Origin of the sequence: Actinomadura darangshiensis (assembly GCF_004349235.1) — a bacterium.
Taxonomy (GTDB): domain Bacteria; phylum Actinomycetota; class Actinomycetes; order Streptosporangiales; family Streptosporangiaceae; genus Spirillospora; species Spirillospora darangshiensis.
In genome coordinates, this window is the sequence record NZ_SMKY01000182.1 from 1 (window position 1) to 18,309 (window position 18,309).

At 69.9% G+C, this 18,309-nt stretch carries 16 protein-coding genes, 1 pseudogene and 1 riboswitch; of the genes and pseudogenes, 4 read left to right on the plus strand and 13 right to left on the minus strand.

Translation table 11 applies throughout. The annotated features are described in order from the left end of the window. The 7 genes from E1293_RS30740 to E1293_RS30770 all read right to left on the minus strand — a co-directional run. On the minus strand, positions 1-624 hold a 624-nt coding region (locus E1293_RS30740), incomplete at its 3' end, for a hypothetical protein (RefSeq protein WP_132200986.1). A 192-nt stretch (positions 625-816) separates the two neighbouring features. Then, positions 817-1,200 carry a VOC family protein gene (locus E1293_RS30745; protein ID WP_165978463.1) on the minus strand — a complete coding sequence of 128 codons (384 nt, stop codon included), beginning with the start codon at positions 1,198-1,200 and terminating at the stop codon, positions 817-819. Between the two features lie 332 nt (positions 1,201-1,532). Next, the gene (locus tag E1293_RS30750; protein WP_132200988.1) at positions 1,533-4,073 is read right to left on the minus strand and encodes an ATP-dependent Clp protease ATP-binding subunit; all 2,541 of its coding nucleotides are present in this window, start codon (positions 4,071-4,073) and stop codon (positions 1,533-1,535) included. 391 nt (positions 4,074-4,464) lie between these two features. Continuing rightward, positions 4,465-4,788 (minus strand): histone-like nucleoid-structuring protein Lsr2, encoded by a 324-nt coding sequence (locus E1293_RS30755; protein WP_132200989.1) that lies wholly within the window; start codon positions 4,786-4,788, stop codon positions 4,465-4,467. A gap of 923 nt (positions 4,789-5,711) precedes the next feature. Then, a complete protein-coding gene (locus E1293_RS49715; protein WP_243716804.1) occupies positions 5,712-6,359 on the minus strand; it encodes an RDD family protein in 648 nt (215 codons plus the stop codon). 7 nt (positions 6,360-6,366) lie between these two features. Beyond that, a complete protein-coding gene (locus E1293_RS30765) occupies positions 6,367-7,185 on the minus strand; it encodes an RDD family protein (protein WP_132200990.1) in 819 nt (272 codons plus the stop codon). A gap of 5 nt (positions 7,186-7,190) precedes the next feature. Further along, on the minus strand, positions 7,191-7,715 hold the full coding sequence (locus E1293_RS30770) for an amino-acid N-acetyltransferase (protein ID WP_424923698.1): 525 nt from the start codon (positions 7,713-7,715) through the stop codon (positions 7,191-7,193). 229 nt (positions 7,716-7,944) lie between these two features. Further along, a riboswitch (cyclic di-AMP (ydaO/yuaA leader) is annotated at positions 7,945-8,147 on the plus strand. A 57-nt stretch (positions 8,148-8,204) separates the two neighbouring features. Here E1293_RS30770 and E1293_RS30775 point away from each other — a divergent pair. Continuing rightward, positions 8,205-9,146: a C40 family peptidase gene (locus E1293_RS30775; protein ID WP_132200992.1), complete on the plus strand. Its 942-nt coding sequence runs from the start codon at positions 8,205-8,207 to the stop codon at positions 9,144-9,146. Positions 9,147-9,471: 325 nt separating this feature from the next. On the opposite strand, the gene E1293_RS30780 is transcribed toward E1293_RS30775, so the two are convergent. Beyond that, positions 9,472-9,702, minus strand: a complete 231-nt coding sequence (locus tag E1293_RS30780) for a transcriptional regulator (RefSeq protein WP_067629094.1) — start codon at positions 9,700-9,702, stop codon at positions 9,472-9,474. A gap of 408 nt (positions 9,703-10,110) precedes the next feature. Here E1293_RS30780 and E1293_RS30785 point away from each other — a divergent pair, with 408 nt between their 5' ends. Then, on the plus strand, positions 10,111-11,211 hold the full coding sequence (locus E1293_RS30785) for a LacI family DNA-binding transcriptional regulator (RefSeq protein ID WP_243716806.1): 1,101 nt from the start codon (positions 10,111-10,113) through the stop codon (positions 11,209-11,211). Positions 11,212-11,268: 57 nt separating this feature from the next. Beyond that, entirely contained in the window at positions 11,269-12,507 is a 1,239-nt protein-coding gene (locus E1293_RS30790) for a cytochrome P450 (RefSeq protein ID WP_132200993.1), read from the plus strand. On the opposite strand, the gene lysX is transcribed toward E1293_RS30790, so the two are convergent. Both lysX and E1293_RS30800 read right to left on the minus strand, forming a co-directional pair. After that, positions 12,491-13,948: a bifunctional lysylphosphatidylglycerol synthetase/lysine--tRNA ligase LysX gene (gene lysX / locus E1293_RS30795; protein ID WP_243716808.1), complete on the minus strand. Its 1,458-nt coding sequence runs from the start codon at positions 13,946-13,948 to the stop codon at positions 12,491-12,493. The genes E1293_RS30790 and lysX overlap by 17 nt on opposite strands. Positions 13,949-13,980: 32 nt before the next feature. Further along, entirely contained in the window at positions 13,981-14,943 is a 963-nt protein-coding gene (locus E1293_RS30800) for a LysR family transcriptional regulator (protein ID WP_132200995.1), read from the minus strand. A gap of 244 nt (positions 14,944-15,187) precedes the next feature. Here E1293_RS30800 and E1293_RS30805 point away from each other — a divergent pair, with 244 nt between their 5' ends. Next, positions 15,188-16,468 carry an MFS transporter gene (locus E1293_RS30805; protein WP_132200996.1) on the plus strand — a complete coding sequence of 427 codons (1,281 nt, stop codon included), beginning with the start codon at positions 15,188-15,190 and terminating at the stop codon, positions 16,466-16,468. On the opposite strand, the gene E1293_RS30810 is transcribed toward E1293_RS30805, so the two are convergent. From E1293_RS30810 to E1293_RS30820, 3 genes and pseudogenes are all read right to left on the minus strand, one after another. Continuing rightward, entirely contained in the window at positions 16,443-17,225 is a 783-nt protein-coding gene (locus E1293_RS30810; protein ID WP_132200997.1) for a type III pantothenate kinase, read from the minus strand. The genes E1293_RS30805 and E1293_RS30810 overlap by 26 nt on opposite strands. Before the next feature lie 14 nt (positions 17,226-17,239). Continuing rightward, a complete protein-coding gene (nadC, locus tag E1293_RS30815; protein ID WP_132200998.1) occupies positions 17,240-18,097 on the minus strand; it encodes a carboxylating nicotinate-nucleotide diphosphorylase in 858 nt (285 codons plus the stop codon). Then, positions 18,094-18,309, minus strand: a pseudogene (locus E1293_RS30820) (L-aspartate oxidase); the annotation flags it as partial. The pseudogene E1293_RS30820 and the gene nadC, both read right to left, overlap by 4 nt.

Sequence of the window (18,309 nt, forward strand, 5' to 3'; positions counted from 1 at the left end):
GATTTCGCGGAGGAATGGGTCGGTGTCGTCGTTCCATTGGGTGGAGGTGCGCACTACCGGGTGGACGGGGAGGCCCAGGCGGGCGGCTGCCTCCTGGGCCGTGTCGAAGGCCACGTCAGGGGGCAGTTCGCCGATCACCAGGACCTCGACGTCGCCGGCGGCGCCGTCGTGGCGTTCCGCCCAGGCGCCGAACAGGTAGAGCTCCTGGACGGCGCTGAGCCGTCCGAACTCCTCCGCCAGTACCGCGGCGGGGCCGAAGGTCAGCATCAGGAGGCGGGCGAGCGGTTCGTAGAGGGGGCTCTCGGCGTTTCGGGTCACCAGGCGGCCGGCCAGGGTGCGGCGAAGCGTGAGGAGGTCCGCGCGTGCCAGGCGCTCGACCTCGCGCATGACGGACGCCAGGTCGATGCGGAGCATCACGGCGAGGTCGAGCATCGAGATCTCGCGCTCCGGGCCGAGAAGGCGGCGGGCGAGCAGTTCGCCCTGCAGGCGCGACCGGAAGATCGGCAGCCGGGCGGGGGCGCGCGCCCGCACATCGCGAAGGAAGGCATGCGCGAGGTGGGGGTCTCCGGGATGTTCGCCGCGCCGCCGGAAGTCCGCCGTCGAGCCGAGCATGTTCGATCGCATGTTCGAATCCTAGGAGTCGCCTCCGACAGGAAACCGGGTTGCCGCCTGGCGGGCTCGGCGTAGTGGCCCGGTTCATTGGTCAGCATGCTCACCCCTGGCAGGAACGCGGCCCGACTGCCGCGTTCACAGACCTCATGGTCGAGGAGGGTGGCGGAACCGCGAGGCAGAACGAGGTTCTGTGGATAACTGGGGTCAGGGGTCCATCGGGGTTTCGGCTTCTGCGAGGAAGAGGCAGAACGGGTGACCCACCGGGTCCAGGTAGACGCGGACGTCGTCATCGGGCTGGAAGCCCGCCAGGACGGCGCCTGCCTCCTCCGCATGCGTACCGGCGGCGTCCAGATCCTCCACCTCGAAGTCGAGGTGCGTCATGATCTGCTGTGCGCCTGCGGAGGCGGGCCAGGTGGGGGCCTCGTAGATCGGCTCCGTCTGGAAGGACAGGCCGGTGCCGCCGCCCGGTGGCCGCAGCTTCACCCAGTCGGGCTCCCTCTGGACGACCGTCCAGCCCAGGAGGCGCCGGTAGAAGTTCGCAAGCGCGTGCGGATCCGGGGCGTCCAAGACGGGGGCGGACAGTTTCATGCGGCTCACATCGGCTCCTGCGAGTCGGGGCATTCCGTAAGCCGATGCTGCCCTCGCACCATCCGCTGCATGCGCACACCCCGCACAAACTTCCTAGTGTGGCGAGGGGCCGAGCCCCAGACAGGCATCCGCCTGGTATGCACGTGGCCCATGCGAAAGCCCAGAGGCCAGTGCGGACAGTGCCCGGCGGGCGTGTGGCTCTGTGAGAGGGCTCAGGCCGGGCGTGGATGGAGCCCTGGTGGGGCGTGCCAGGTGCCGAGCCAGGGGGCGGTGTTGGGGAATGCGAGAGGCCCGTGGCCGGGTGGAGCCGGGCACGGGCCTCTCGCGGGACCTCAGTCCTTGTTGAAGTTGACCGCGCCCTCGATGGGCGGCGGGCTGTCGGGGACGCTCGACGGCGACGGCTTCGCGACGCCCTTGAACGTGAACTTGGCGTTCTCCGCCGTGTCCGTGTTGTCCGGGTCGAAGCCCTCGGTGCCCACGATCACGATCTGGCCGGACTTGAGCTCGCTGTACAGGATCTTCTCGGACAGGTTGTCCTCGATCTCCCGCTGGATCGTGCGGCGCAGCGGCCGGGCGCCGAGCACCGGGTCGTAGCCGCGCAGCGCCAGCAGGTCCTTGGCCTCCTGCCGCAGCTCGATGCCCATGTCGCGGTCGTGCAGCCGGGCGTCCACCTTGGCGATCATCAGGTCGACGATCTGGATGATCTCCGCCGGGGTGAGCTGGTGGAACACCACCGTGTCGTCGACGCGGTTGAGGAACTCGGGGCGGAAGTGCTGCTTCAGCTCCTCCGACACCTTCGCCTTCATCCGGTCGTACGAGCCCTGCTCGTCGTTCGCGCGGGCGAATCCCATGGAGACGCCCTTGGAGATGTCCTTGGACCCCAGGTTCGTCGTCATGATGATGACGGTGTTCTTGAAGTCCACGACACGGCCCTGCGCGTCGGTGAGGCGGCCGTCCTCCAGGATCTGCAGCAGCGAGTTGAAGATGTCCTGGTGGGCCTTCTCGATCTCGTCGAACAGGACGACCGAGAACGGCTTGCGGCGCACCTTCTCGGTGAGCTGGCCGCCCTCCTCGTACCCGACGTAGCCGGGCGGGGAGCCGAACAGCCGCGAGACGGTGTGCTTCTCCATGAACTCGGACATGTCGAGCTGGATCAGCGCGTCCTCGTCGCCGAACAGGAACTCGGCGAGCGTCTTGGACAGCTCCGTCTTACCGACACCGGACGGGCCGGCGAAGATGAACGAGCCGCCGGGACGCTTCGGGTCCTTCAGGCCGGCGCGGGTGCGCCGGATCGACTGCGAGAGCGCCTTGATGGCGTCCTCCTGCCCGATGACGCGCTTGTGGAGCTCGTCCTCCATGCGCAGCAGGCGGGACGACTCCTCCTCGGTCAGCTTGAAGACCGGGATGCCGGTGGCGGTGGCGAGGACCTCGGCGATCAGCTCGTCGGTGACCTCGGCGACGACGTCCATGTCGCCGGCCTTCCACTCCTTCTCCCGCTGCGCCTTCTGGCCGAGCAGCTGCTTCTCGGAGTCGCGCAGCGCCGCGGCCTTCTCGAAGTCCTGCGCGTCGATCGCGGACTCCTTGTCGCGCCGGACGTCGGCGATCTTCTCGTCGTACTCGCGCAGGTCCGGCGGCGCGGTCATGCGGCGGATGCGCATCCGCGAGCCGGCCTCGTCGATCAGGTCGATCGCCTTGTCGGGCAGGAACCGGTCGCTGATGTAGCGGTCGGCGAGCTGCGCGGCCGCGACCAGCGCGCTGTCGGTGATCGACACGCGGTGGTGCGCCTCGTAGCGGTCCCGCAGGCCCTTGAGGATCTCGATCGTGTGGGACAGGGACGGCTCGGCGACCTGGATCGGCTGGAAGCGGCGCTCGAGCGCGGCGTCCTTCTCCAGGTGCTTGCGGTACTCGTCCAGCGTGGTGGCGCCGATCGTCTGCAGCTCGCCGCGCGCCAGCATCGGCTTGAGGATGGACGCGGCGTCGATCGCGCCCTCGGCGGCGCCCGCGCCGACGAGCGTGTGCAGCTCGTCGATGAACAGGATGATGTCGCCGCGGGTGCGGATCTCCTTGAGCACCTTCTTCAGGCGCTCCTCGAAGTCACCGCGGTACCGGGAGCCGGCGACCAGCGCGCCGAGGTCGAGGGTGTAGAGCTGCTTGTCCTTGAGCGTCTCGGGCACCTCGCCCTTGACGATCTTCTGCGCGAGCCCCTCGACGACGGCGGTTTTACCGACGCCGGGCTCGCCCACGAGGACGGGGTTGTTCTTGGTGCGACGGGACAGCACCTGCATGACCCGCTCGATCTCCTTGTCCCGGCCGATGACCGGGTCGAGCTTGCTCTCCCGCGCGGCCTGCGTCAGGTTGCGGCCGAACTGGTCGAGCACAAGGGAGGTGGACGGAGCCGACTCCGAGGGACCGCCGGAGGCGGCCGGCTCCTTGCCCTGGTAGCCGTGCAGCAACTGGATGACCTGCTGGCGCACCCGGTTCAGGTCGGCGCCCAGCTTCACGAGGACCTGGGCCGCGACGCCCTCGCCCTCACGGATCAAACCCAGCAGGATGTGCTCGGTGCCGATGTAGTTGTGCCCGAGCTGCAACGCCTCGCGCAGCGACAGCTCAAGGACCTTCTTGGCACGCGGAGTGAACGGGATGTGGCCCGACGGCGCCTGCTGTCCCTGGCCGATGATCTCCTCGACCTGCTGGCGCACCGCCTCAAGGCTGATCCCCAACGACTCCAGCGCCTTCGCGGCGACACCCTCACCCTCGTGGATCAGACCCAGGAGGATGTGCTCGGTGCCGATGTAGTTGTGGTTGAGCATCCTGGCCTCTTCCTGAGCCAGGACGACAACGCGCCGCGCGCGGTCGGTGAACCTCTCGAACATCTCGTCGCTCCTCACAGAGCGGTTGGGCAGAGTCCGGAACGTCCGGAACTGTCCTTCCGCATGCTAGCCCGCCCCGAGGAGGCCGCCCGGTGCACTCCCACCAGGAGACGTTCCCCAGCTATGCGCTGTTCAGTCTCATCCAACTACCGCATCGGTGCGTCATGTTCCCGCTACGCCGCAAGCGAACGAGGGCTTTCCGCAGGTAGATCAAGGCGCGGGCCGAGAGTGCCGAATGGGGGTGGCGTTTCCACCCGCGCGCCCTGTGTACCGCACCCCCGGCGCGCCGAACCGCACGCGCGCTACGCCACAAGCGAACGGCCGCAAGCGACGAACGGCCGCAAGCGAACGGCCCGCCTCGCGAAGAGAGACGGGCCGCCGGTGGACGAGCGAGTCAGTGGCCCGCCTCGTACTGCTCGATCACGTGGGCAGGGATCCGGCCGCGCTCATTGACCTTGATGCCATTGTTCTTGGCCCAGGCACGGATCTCGGCACTGCGTTCGCGGCTGGACGCACCGCGCTGCCGGCGGCGGCGCGACACCGTGCCCGCCTTACGGGACTTCTCCACGAACGGCTGCAGTGAATCCCGCAGCTTCGACGCGTTGGCGCCACTGAGGTCGATCTCGTAGGAGGCGCCGTCGATCGAGAACGCTACGGTCTCGTCCGCCTCGCCACCGTCGAGGTCGTCGACGAGAAGCACCTGAACCTTCTGTGCCATGGGGACAGACCTTTCGGCTGGAGCAAACTTTCAATCGGTTGCCAAAGATATACCGAGAACTTCGCCGATGACAATTCCAACACTCGCGATGAACCGGTACTGGGTGGGAAGTCCCCTTCGCGCCCGTGACCGCGCGTAATCGGCGCCGTCGTTTCAGGTGCGGGCCGGACTGCGGGCGAGGGCGGCGGCAGGCTCCGCTTCCATGAATTTCCAACCCCGCGACCTGGCCGGAGTTTTGCGACCTGGCGCGCCGCCGGGCACACCGTGCTGACCTGCATCTGCGTCCGCACATTGGCCCGCGGCGCTGAGACCCGCCGCCGATTAACCCTGACGTAACGGCACTAACCACACCCCCCACGCGTTATGCGCGGGTGCCCCGGGCGGCTGATCACGTCCCGACCGGCGGATGTGGACGGATAACCACGAACGGGCCGACCTCGAAAATCTGTTGCCGAGGCCAGAGGCAAGAAGTCCGCGGCCCGCTTCCCGGCGTGGGGCGGCCCCGCCTCCCAGCAGCCTGAAATCGGGAGATTGCGGCACAATCCCACCGCATGACCCCACTTCTTCGGCCCGCGTCCCGAGTCCCGCGGTCGTACGGGCTCCGGCCCGCCCCCGCCGCATGGGGCTTCTCAAGCGAAAGGTCCGTTCCAAGGGCCCCCGTGCGCCATCCGGAGTAAGTCCAGCACCCTGTAACAAGCGGCTCCGTAGGTGGCGTCGCAACGCGGTCCCGAGCAACTCCCAAACCGGAGGCGGCATCCGGGCCGGGACACATACCGGCTGGATTCAGGACCGTAACCGGAGCGAGCTGGCATTCGCCGTCCGGCCCGCACGTCCGAAACGCAGCGGGCATCTCTCGGCGAAAACGTGTATGGCGCAGGCGAACGCCGGGGAGTGTGAGCTAAGCCACCCGGGCGAGCCGGCGGTCAGAAGGCCGAGGAATCGGGCCGCGGACGTTTTACCACGAGCGTCCCCGCGAGCCTGTCATGGACGGCTTGGCGACTCGTCCCCTCGTACAACATGCCCGCGTTCGCCACCCAGAAGATGCTCGCCAGCACACCGAGAACGGGAATCGGGCGCAGCGCGATCGGCAGCGAATAGACGGCGGCACGGAGAACGGAACGCGGTACGTCCAGATGCGTGCGCGCTCTGGCCGGCCTCGCCTTCCCTGAACCGGCCTCGCTCCCAGAACCCGCGTCTTTGCCGGCGCGCGTGGGCTCCTCGGACGCGGTGGCCGTTTTCGGGACGAAGCCAGGCACCGACGCGGGCAGCAGCCACACCGCACCCGCCCCCGCTTCCTCGGTGGCCTCTGGCGGAGCGTGATCGGCCTCCTGAGACGCCGCCGTGACGACCTCTATGCCCGCGAAGCGTTTGCCTATCGTCCGGCCCCAGAGGGCAAGCTGGACCGCCTCGTACAGCAGCATGCATGCGGCTACAGCGGGAGGCGCGACGACGTCCACCGTGTGCCCGGACACCACTGCGCGGACGACGAGGACGACGGGCACGCCGACGACAAGGGTGTCGACGACGCGCGCCAGGAGCCGCTGACCCGGATCGGCGAGCGGTGCCGCCATCGCCGCCTTACTCCGCGTACTCGGAGTACTCGTCATATCCGACACGCTCATCTATGACGAGCGTGCCGGCGAAGCGGTCGTGCAGTGCCTGATGCAGAGGCTGGTCCCAGATCGCCCACAGGTAGGCCATCAGCGCGCCGGCCCAGACCAGCACCATCCCGTATGCGGCGTAGTCCCACACCATCACCGCCACAACGAGGAAGAAGAAGACACCGAGCTGGTAGGCGACATGGGTTATTCCAGCGCGCCAGACGGCCTGCGTGGTGGTGAGCGGGCTCCCCATAGGACGAGCCTGAACGATGCCTAGGCCGAGAACACGCTTGCCTAGCGTCCGCCCCCACATGGACAGCTGAACGGCCTCATAGATGAACGGCAGCAGGGAAAGCACGCAGAAGAGCGTGAAGATGATGGGCCAGTTCCACACACCACCGTCGTCCTCCGTCTTGCTGCCTGGCTTGCCCAGGCCCATCGCGCCGACCGCCACCGGCAGGACGAGGGCGAAGCCGAAGACCGCGACGAGCGCGTTGTCGATGATGCGGGCGCCCGCCCGCCGGTAAATCGGCGCCAGCGCCGGGTCACCGCCGCCATAGGAGTCGCCGTAGGAGCCGTGGTCGTCGTAGGCGGGCTCGTACGACTGCTGCTGGCCCCACTGGTCCTGCTGGGGTGGCTGCTGCCACTGCTGCTGCGTCGGCTGACGCTGCTGCTGGGGCTGCTGGGGCTGTTGGGGTTGCTGCCATTGGGGACCTTGGTACGGGGGCGGGGGGCCGTAAGAACCCTGCCCCTGCTGCGGCTGGTAAGGCCGCCCACGGTGGGGGGAATCGCTCATTTGAGTCAGTCCTCCAGGCGAAGCAACATCCGGGTGTTGCCCAACGTATTCGGCTTGACCCGGTCGAGGTCCAAGAACTCTGCCACGCCTTCGTCGTAGGAGCGGAGAAGTTCCTCGTACACCTCTGGCGCCACTGGAGTCCCCAGGATCTGCTGGAAGCCGTGGCGGGCGAAGAACTCCACTTCGAAGGTAAGGCAGAACACCCTTCGCACGCCGAGTTCCCGGGCGGTCTCCAGGAGGCGGCTCACGATCCGGTGCCCGATTCCGTGTCCGCCGCACCCCTTGTCCACGGCGACCGAACGGACCTCCGCCATGTCCTCCCACATGACGTGGAGCGCGCCGCAGCCGACGACCGGCCCCGGTGTCCCGTCCTCCCGGACCTCTTCGGCGACCCAGAACTCCTGGACGTCCTCGTACAGCTTGACCGCCGTCTTCTTCAGCAGGCGCCGTCCCGACCCCGCGTACAGGTCGACCAGCCTGCGGATCTCCTGGACGTCGGCGGTACGGGCACGCCGGATCACGACTTCCACAAACAGGCGAGATTATCGAATGCCCCGGCTGACCGTGCGTCCGGCTCCGGGTGCGCGCGGTGAGCCCCCGCACGACCACCGCCGCGGCGAGCAGTGAGCCGGAACCTGCGGGCGGACCCGGCGGATCCATGTGCGACGGGCCCTACGACCTGGGATTTCGCATGTTCTGGTTGGCATCCAATGCGGGTTCCGTTAGTGTCCTTCGCTGACGTCGGCCGACCGCAGAACGGAGGCCGAAACGCCGAATCCCCGGGCCGCAACCAGCGCCCCGAGGAACCGGGGACCCACTTTCGGAGCGCTCAGGGGACCGCCCCTGGGATGCCGCCGTGAGGGGTGAATCCGCAGCCCGCGCGAAGCGATTCGCACGCCTGCGGACGGGCTGCTCCAGCCCCAACCCGTCAGCTAACCCGGTAGGCGACAAGGAGAGGAGTATTCGTGGAGCGATCGCGCCCTGCATCCCTTTCACGATTCCGTGGCCGTGCGGCCACGGTGGCCGGTGCGCTCATCGCCTTCACGGCCGGGCCGTACGCGGTCGCGCCGCAGACGGCCGCCGTCGCGCACGCCGATCCGAAGCCGTCCACCAAGGAGCTCAGGTCCAAGGCCCTCAAGCTCGCCGATCAGCTGGAGCAGCTGACCGAGCAGTACAACGGCCTCAAGGTGAAGCTGTCGCAGTCCCAGCGCGCGGCCGATGTCGCCACTGAGAACGCCGAGCGGCAAGAGAAGTCCCTGGAGGCGATCCGCCAGAAGGTCGGCTCGCTCGCCGCGACGAGCTACATGCAGGGCGGCTCCGACCCCACGGTCTCGTTCGTCGCGTCCCAGGACCCGCAGGCCGTCCTCGACCAGGCCGCCACGCTCCACTACTTCGCCAAGCAGGACAGCACGCAGGTCCTCGGGCTGATGCGGGCCATGCAGTCCGCCCAGCGGGCCCGCAAGTCCGCCGAGGGGCGCGCCAAGCAGGTGAAGGACCTGCGCTCGCAGCTGGACTCGCAGCGCAAGAAGGTCACCGGGACCTACTCGAAGGTCCGCGGCACGCTGGTCGACCGCGACCCCACCCAGCTCGCGAACCTCCCCGTCGTCGGCACCGGCAAGGCCGCGCAGGCGCTCCGGCTGGCGATGGGCAAGCGGGGCCGTCCCTACGTGTGGGGCGCCTCCGGGCCGAGCACCTTCGACTGCTCCGGCCTGACGATGTGGGCCTACAAGCAGGTCGGCATCAACCTGCCGCACTACACCGGCAGCCAGTGGAACGCCGGCACCCACGTGTCGCGCGGCCAGCTCCAGCCGGGCGACCTGGTGTTCTTCTACTCCGACCTCCACCACATGGGGATGTACGTCGGCAACGGCATGATGCTGCACGCCCCGCACACCGGCGACGTCGTCAAGATCGCCTCCATGTCCGGACGCCCCTTCGCCGGCGGCGTCCGAGTCGCCTGACCCGGACAGTCCATCGCCCCCCGTCCGACCAACCTGGCCGGCGCCCGAGGCCGCCCGTCCGCCTGTGGGCTTCCGGCCGTGCGGCTCGCACGGCTCTGCAGGCGCGCAAGAGCAGACTGGAGCGCCGTCTCAGCCAGGGTTCACGCCTGCTCGGCGTGTGCCGTCGGTCAGGGCGCGGTCGAATGTCGTCCGCGGCGGCGCCCCCTGCAGGGACCTACCTGTCAGGGCCGCGGCGCCGCCGCTGCGGGGTCGGACGATATCCGGACGGGCCGACCGGTTTCCGGTGACGCCTGCCGTCCCCTGGCGGGCGTCGGGGGTACGCCGGCTAGATGAGCTGCCTCCGGGCCGCCCACACCACGGCCTCGATAGGGGTGTTGACCTCCAGCCGGTCGCAGATCGTCCGCAACCGGCGCCGCAAGGTCCGCGCACTCAGCTCCAGCTTGCGTGCCGCCACATCGGCGGTGACACCGCTCGCGATCTGGGCGAGCAGCCGGATCTCCTCCTCATTGAGCCCGAAATCGTCGGTGCCACGACGTGCGAGTGTGGCTGTTTCCACTCCGTCCTCCCTCGTCCGTGGTGATGACCGCGGGGATGCAGCCGTCCGCTGCACAGGCACGGGGTTGGCCTATATGTACGCGTTGGGTTGCCGGGTCCGGAGCCCTCCGGACTAGATCATCGGAGTTCCTTCTCTGTCTCGCGAGCTTGGCCGGAGGTGGCCGCCTGGCCGATTGCGGGGGTGTACGGGGGAACTCCGGGTGACGATTCACTCGTTGGCCTGCCGAGGGAGACGGGATGAGGTCGCCAGCCATCCGTACCCGTCCCTTCTCGCCGGACCCGCCGGGTCACGCCGCAGGCGAAGATCGTGAATCGTTTCAAGCTACGCTTCGGCTCGGAACGCTAGGCGGCCGGATCCGGCCCGTCAAGCGCCGGTCAATGGCATTATGTGCGCGATTGCTCACCAGACGTGACCGAGGATTGCGCACTGTGTCATGGAAAACTCCACTACCTGGGAAAACACCCCTGGGGCGGGACGAGGAGCGAGTTGGCAACGACCAGTATTCGTGAGGTCGCGAGGCGGGCTGGAGTCTCAGTTGGGACCGTTTCGAATGTCCTAAACCGGCCAGATCTCGTGGCCGAAGCTACCCGCGACCGTGTTCGCGCGGCGATCGAGGAGCTCGGATTCGTCCGGAACGAGTCCGCGCGCCGGCTCCGGACGGGGCCCGATCGCACCGCGGGCGAGTTCGGCGACCAGCCGCGCCGGGCCTTCGGCGTCGTCGTCGAAGACCTCACCAATCCGTACGCGACCGACGTGGCGCGCGGCGCCGAGGCGGCGCTCAACGCGGCGGGCCACGACGCCCTCTGGCTCTCCAGCGATCATTCCGCCGCCAAGGAGCGCCGGTCGCTGGACCTCCTGGAGGAGCAGCGCGCCGCCGGGGTGCTGATCATTCCGGTCGGGATGGGCGCCCGCGACATCTCGCGGCTCCGCAGCGCGGGCATGAGCGTGGTGCTGATCGACCGGGACGCGGCCGACGCGTGCTCCGCCCAGGTCGACCACGTCTCGGGCGGCGAGATCGCCGCCGCGCACCTGCTCGGCATCGGCCGCGAGCGGATCGCGTTCGTGACCGGCGTCCCGGAGCCGCAACCCTGCGTGGAACGCCGCGACGGGGCCGCCCGGACGATCGTCGAGGCGGGTTTCGGCAAGCCCCCGACCCTGGTGAAGGAGGCCCTGAGCCCGACCGAGGGGCAGGCCGCCGCGCACCAGATCATGGCGATGTCGCCGCGGCCGGACGGCGTGTTCTGCGCCAACGACCTGCTGGCCATCGGCCTGATCAACGAGCTGACCCGGCTCGGCGCCCGCGTTCCGGCGGACATCGCGGTGATCGGCTACGACGACATCGAGCTGGCGGCGAGCGCCGCCGTCCCGCTGACCACGATCCGGCAGCCGCGCCGCGAGCTGGGCTGGGAGGCCGCCGAACTGGCGATGGCCGAGATCATCGAGGGCAAGTCGCACCAGCACCGCCAGGTCGTCCAGCGGCCCGAGCTCGTGATCCGAGAAAGCGCTTAGCGGACCGGCCCGCCGGCGCTGTTGACAGTCCGTCTCAGATTCGGGTGCCCTGGTGGCATGGACGATGGGACGGGGCAGGCGGGCACGGCGGCTGAACAGGCGGGGGCGGCGGCGATTCTCGGGTTCGACCCGGGCGATCCGGCATTCCGGGCCGACCCGTACGCCCATTACCGGACACTCACATCGCACGGACGGCGCCTGACCCGGACGGACGTCGGGCTGCGCGTCACCACGTCCTACGACCTGTGCGAGCGCGTCCTGCGCGATCCGCGGTTCGGGCACCGGCCGGACGGCGGCGAGCCGTGGCGCGCCACGGTCGCGCGCAACCGGTCCTTCCTGACCATGGACCCGCCCGACCACACCCGCCTGCGGCGGCTGGTCAGCAAGGCGTTCACGCCACGCCTCGTGGAGCGGCTGCGGCCCCGGGTCGAGGCGCTCGTCGACGAACTGCTGCGGGACGTCTCCGGCGAGACCGACCTGATCGCGACGCTGGCGTATCCGCTGCCCGTCATCGTGATCAGCGAGATGCTCGGCGTCCCCCCGGAGGATCGCGACCTGTTCAAGGGCTGGTCGGACAGCCTCGCACGCGGCCTCGACCCGGACTTCCTCCTACCGGAGGCCGAAATCGCGCAACGGGACGAGGCCCGCGAGGAGTTCGGGACGTATTTCCGTGAGCTGGCCGCCAAACGCCGCACCGAGCCTAGGGACGACCTCCTGAGCGCCCTTGTGAGCGTCTCTGACGGCGGAGACGTCCTCTCGGAGGATGAACTCCTCGCCACGTGCGTCCTGCTGCTTGTGGCAGGCCATGAGACGACCGTGAACCTCATCGGGAACGGCGCGCTGGCGTTGCTCCGCGATCCTGCGCAACTGGCCCTGTTCCGCGAGCGTCCTGGCCTCGTCCAAGCGGCCGTTGAGGAATTGCTGCGTTACGACCCGCCCGTTCAGTTGACGCTACGGTCCGCCTTGGAAGACGTCGACCTGGACGGAACGCTCATAGAGCGCGGCAAGCTCGTCCTACTGCTGACCGGAGCCGCCAATCGCGACCCGTCCGTTTTCGACGATCCGAACCGGCTCGACATAACGCGCTACGCCGAGGGACGCGACGCACCTAAGCACCTGTCGTTCGGGCACGGCATCCATTTCTGCCTCGGCGCACCACTGGCCCGGCTGGAGGGCCAGGTCGCGCTCGGGAAACTGTTCGAGCGCGACGTGGCCCTCGCCTCGGGCGACCTCGTCTACCGGGACAACCTCGTCCTGCGGGGACTGCGCGACCTGCCGGTCACTGTTCGGGCTTGACCAGCGGGAACAGGATCGTGTCGCGGATGCCCTTGCCGGTGAACGCCATGATCATCCGGTCGATGCCGGCGCCCATCCCGCCCGTCGGGGGCATGGCGTACTCCAGCGCGCGCAGGAAGTCCTCGTCGAGCTGCATGGCCTCGGCGTCGCCGCCCGCCGCGAGCAGCGACTGCTCGGTGAGCCGGCGGCGCTGCTCGACGGGGTCGACCAGCTCGGAGTAGGCGGTGCCCAGCTCCGTCCCGAACCCGATGAGGTCCCACTTCTCGGTGAGGAGGGGCTCCTCGCGGTGCTGGCGCGTCAGCGGGGACGTCTCGACCGGGTAGTCCATGACGAACGTCGGCTGGACGAGCGTGTGCTCGATCAGCTCCTCGAAGATCTCCTGGACGAGCTTGCCCTGCCCCCACTTGGGGTCCCAGGAGATGTCGCGGGCGTCCGCGAGCTTGCGCACGGCCTCGATCGGCGTGTGCGGGGTGATCTCCTCACCGAGCGCGCCCGACACCGACCCGTACAGCGTGATCCGCGGCCATTGGGGCAGCCCGAGGTCGATCTCCGCACCGTCATGGACGACCACCGTGGTGCCCAGGGCAGCGACGACCGCCTTCTGGTACATCCGCTGGGTCAGGTCGGCCATGTCGTTGTAGTCGAGGTAGGTCCCGTAGGCCTCCAGCATCGTGAACTCCGGGTTGTGCGTGGAGTCCGCGCCCTCGTTCCGGAAGTTCCGGTTGATCTCGAAGACCTTCTCGATGCCGCCGACGACGAGCCGCTTCAGGTACAGCTCGATCGCGATGCGCAGGTAGAGGTCCATGCCGTAGGCGTTGATGTGCGTCTTGAACGGACGCGCCGCCGCCCCGCCGTGGATGGGCTGGAGCATGGGCGTCTCGACCTCGAGGTAGCCCTCCTCGTGCCAGAAGTCCCGCACCGCGCGGACGGTCGCGCTCCGGATCCGCGCCATCTGGCGGGCCTCGTCGTTGACGATGAGGTCGACGTACCGCTGCCGGACCCGCGCCTCCGGGTCGGTCAGCCCCGCGTGCTTGTCGGGCAGCGGCCGCAGGCACTTGGACGTGATCGCGAACCGGTCCGCCATGATCGACAGCTCGCCGCGGCGGGACGTGATGACCTCGCCCTCGACGCCGACGTGGTCGCCGAGGTCGACCTCGCGCTTCCAGAAGTCGAGCTGCTCCTCGCCGACCTTGGCCAGCGACAGCATGACCTGGATCTCGCCGGACCCGTCCCGGATCGTCGCGAAGCACAGCTTCCCGCCGTTGCGGACCAGCATGACGCGCCCGGTGACGCCGACCTTCTCGCCCGTCTCGGTGCCCGGCTCCAGGCCGGCGTGTTTCTCCCGGATCTCGGCGGTCGCCGCCGTCCGCGGAAAGGTCACCGGGTAGGGGTCGATCCCGCTCTCGCGGAGCCGGTCGAGCTTCTCCCGGCGCACGCGCATCTGCTCCGGGAGCTCGTCGAAGGTCTCGTCACTCACATCGCAAGGCTATCCAGGCCGTCCGGTGCGCCGCGAACGACTTCCGCATGATCGCCCAGGCGGGCGGCGGACACGAGCGGGCCGAGGTCGCGCGCGAGCGCGGTGGCGAGGGACCGGAACGCGCGGACCCGCGGGTCCGCGTCGCCGCGGCGCGTCGCGAGGACGCTGCTGTCCCAGGGCGCGTCCACGATCGGGACATACCGGACGCCCGGCCACGGGTAGAAGCGCGCGAACGACCGCAGCGCCGACCCGACGCCCCGCCCGGCGGCGACGCTGAGCAGCACGTCCTGCGGTGTTCGCGCCAGGTCAGGGCCGCGCAGCCCGCGCTCGCCGTTGACCGCCGCGGTGAAGTAGAGGTAGTCGGTGAACACGGCCGGCGTGATGTCGGGGACGGCGACGATCGGCAGGTCGAGGACGTCCTTGAGCCGCAGCGCACCCGTCTCCGCGAACAGCCCGTCCGCGGGCACGGCGACGATGCGCGGCTCGGTGGTGAGGACGTCGCTCTCGACCCGGTCGTCGTCCGGCGCGGGACGCACGAACGCGACGTCCACCCGGCGCTCGACCAGCGCCGACACGTGCTCGGTGAAGTCGAGCGGCGTGATGACCAGCCGGGCGTGCGGCCAGGCGCGGCGGTACGCGCGGACGATCGCGGGCGTCAGCTCGGCGGAGCCGTGGCCCATCACGCCGACCCGCAGCGCGTCCTCACCGCTCGGGCTCGCGACCGCGAGGGCCGCCCGGTCGACGGCCGCCAGGGCGGCCCGCGCATGCGGGACGAGCCGCTCCCCCGCCTCGGTGACCCGCAGCGGGGACCGTTCCAGCAGGCGGACGCCCAGTTCCCGTTCGAGCCGCTGGACGTGCGCGGTGACCGCGGGCGGCGACAGGAACAGCCGCGCCGCCGCCCGCGCGAACTGCCCTTCCTCCACGACCGCGAGGAAGGAGGCCAGCTCGCGCAGTTCCATGCTCGTCACGGTAACCACCCATTCGTCCGCACATGTCCCCCGGGGTGCGACCTGCCGAACCAAGCTCCGCCGACCGACACACCCGCCTGGCGACGACCACGGACGTGCTGGTCACCACCCGTCCTGACCGTCGCAAACACCCGGCCCAGCGACGACCACGGACGTGGCCGCCATCACCCTTCCTGCCGTTCACGAATCGCGAAGGGGCGGGGACGCGCACTTCCGGACGTTCTAGACAGGGGGCATGGCAGGTGGTTCCCGGTGGCTCCCCGTCGCGTCGATCATGTTCGGGGTCGGCTGGGGCGCCAATCAGTTCGCCTCGCTGCTCGGGCTCTACACCGAGCGGCTGCACCTCGGCGACGGCGGCGCGCAGGCGATGTTCGGTGTGTACGCGCTCGGGCTGGTGCCGGGACTGGCGCTCGGCGGGCCCGCGTCCGACCGGTGGGGCCGGCGCCGCATCGCGCTCCCGTTCGCATGCCTGTCCGCCCTGGTCACGCTGGTGCTGATGGCGGGCGTCGCGGCCCCGTCGCTGCTCTACGCGGGACGGCTTCTCGCGGGCGTCGTCACCGGCGCCGTCCTCGCCGCCGGGACCGCGTGGGTGAAGGAACTGGAGCCGGTGTCGGGAACCCGGATGACCGCCCTCGCCGTCTCGGCGGGCTTCGGCGCCGGCCCGCTCGCCGCCGCCCTCGTCGCGCAGTGGGCGCCGCACCCCCTGGTCACCGCCTACCTGCCGCACCTCCTGATCATGCTCGTGGCGGTCCCGCCGGCGTTCCGCGTCCCGGAGACCCGCGCCGCCCCCCATCGGGACGAGAGAACCCCCGCAGCCGCAACCGCCCCGAGCACGACAGCCGCGGCCGGAGGTGGGGCGGCCGGACCCGGCCTGGCCGCAGCCAGGACACCCGGGGGCGGGACGCCCAGAGGTGGGACGGCCGGAATGTCGGGCGTTCGGCATCCCGCGTTCCGGCGGACGATCGTGCCGGTCGCGATCTGGACGTTCGCCGCGCCGGTCAGCGCGTTCGCGTTGCTGCCGACGCTCGTCCCCGTCCACCACCTGCAGACCGTCTACGCGGGCGTCATCACCGCGCTCACGCTGCTGTCGGGCATGGCCGCGCAGCCCATCGCGCGGCGGCTGGAGGCGCGGCACCCGCGGCTCGTCGCCCGCGCGGGGCTCGGCGCGATCACCTGCGGGCTGCTCCTCGCCGCGCTGACCGTGGCCGCCGACCTGCCCGTCCTCAACGCCGTCACGGCGGTCGTGCTCGGCGCCGGGTACGGGTTCGTCCTGACCTACGGGCTCGGCGAGGTCGCCCGCATCGCCGCGCCGGGCGAGCTGGCCGGCCTCACGGCCGTCGCCTACGCCCTGGTCTATGCGGGAATGTTCTCGCCGCTGCTCCTGACCGTCGCGGCCAAGGCCGTCCCGCTCGGCGCGGTCCTGACCGCCATGGCCGCGCTGGCCGCGGCGTGCCTCGCCTACGTCTCCTACCGGACGCGTCCGGACGGCGTCACGGAGTATTGCGCTCGTAGATGAGGCGCAGGCCGATCAGGGTGAGCCACGGCTCGAACACGTCGATGCTGCGGGACTCCTCCAGGACGAGCGGGGCCAGGCCGCCGGTGGCGATGACCGTGACCTCCTCCGGCTCGTCGACCAGCTCCTCGGTCATGCGCTCGACGATGCCGTCCACCTGCCCGGCGAACCCGAAGATGATCCCGGACTGCAGCGCCTCGACGGTGTTCTTCGCGATCACGCTGCGCGGCCGGACCAGTTCGATCTTGTGCAGCTGCGCGCCGCGCGAGGACAGCGCGTCTATCGAGATCTCGATGCCGGGGGCGATCGCGCCGCCCACGTACTCGCCCTTGGCGGACACGGCGTCGAACGTGGTGGCGGTGCCGAAGTCGACCACGATCGCGGGCCCGCCATGGGTGTGGACGGCGGCGAGCGCGTTCACGATGCGGTCGGCGCCGACCTCCTTCGGGTTGTCCATCCGGACCGGGACGCCCGTCTTGACGCCCGGCTCCACGATCACCGCCGCCACGTCGCCGTAGTAGCGGCGGCACATCTCCCGCATCTCGTGCAGGACGGACGGAACCGTGGAGCACAGCGCGATGCCGCTGATGTCGGTGTCCGCCAGCAGCGGGCTCTGCTGGACGAGCCCCTGCAGGACCACCGCGATCTCGTCGGCGGTGCGCCGCGGATCGGTGTTGATCCTCCAGTGCTCGATCACCTCGTCGCCCTCGAACAGGCCGAGCACGGTCTGGGTGTTACCCACGTCGATGGAGAGCAGCATCCGGTCCCCGCTGGTCAGGAGAAGTCAAGGCCGATGTCGAACACGCGCGCCGAGTGCGTCAGCGCGCCGACGGCAAGGTAGTCCACCCCGGTCACGGCGACGTCTCGGGCCCGCTCCAGGGTAAGGCCACCGCTGGCCTCGAGCTCCGCCCGCCCTGCCACGAACCGCACCGCCTCGGTCATCTCGGCGTCGGTCATGTTGTCCAGCAGGATGCTCGTGGCGCCCACCGCGAGCGCCTCCTCGACCTGCGCGAGGGTGTCGCACTCCACCTGGACGTGCAGAGACGGGTACACGGCGCGGATCGCCTCGTACGCCTTGGTGACGCTTCCGGCCGCCGCGATGTGGTTGTCCTTGATGAGGGCCGCGTCGTGCAGGCCCATCCGGTGGTTGACGCCGCCGCCGCACTTGACGGCGTACTTCTGCAAGGCCCTCATGCCGGGGATGGTCTTGCGCGTATCACGGACCTTGGCCTTGGTGCCCTCCATGGCGTCCGTCCACCGCCGGGTGGCCGTCGCGATTCCGGACAGGTGGGTGAGCAGGTTCAGGGCCGTCCTTTCCGCCCGAAGCACGGCCCTGGTCGGCCCGCCGACCGCGATGAGGACCTGCCCCGGGACGACCCGGTCGCCGTCGCTCGCCTTCGCCTCGTAGGCCACGTCCAGCGCCTCGAAGACGACACACGCCACCGGGACGCCTGCGACGACGCCCTCCTCGCGCGCCTTCAGCTCCCCGCTTGCGGTGTCGCCCGGCGCGAAGATCGGCGTGCTGGTGACGTCGACCTCCCCGTCCTCGGCCAGCGCCGTCCGGACGAGGTTTTCCACAGTTCGGGGATCGAGCCCGGCGTCGGTGAGCCGCTGCGAGAGTTCAGGTGTCATGAGTCGTTTCCTTCCAGAGGTTCGTACGAGGTGGTCAGCGCGTTCCCCACCAGCCGCGTCACGAGGTGGCCGCGCCACGTCCCGTCCGCACGCTCGGGGAAGTCCTCCCGCCAGTGGCTCCCGCGCGTCTCCTCCCGCCGCCGCGCGGCCGCCACGATCGCGGACGCCACGGTGTGCAGATTGGTGGCCTCCCACGCCTCCACCCCCGGCTC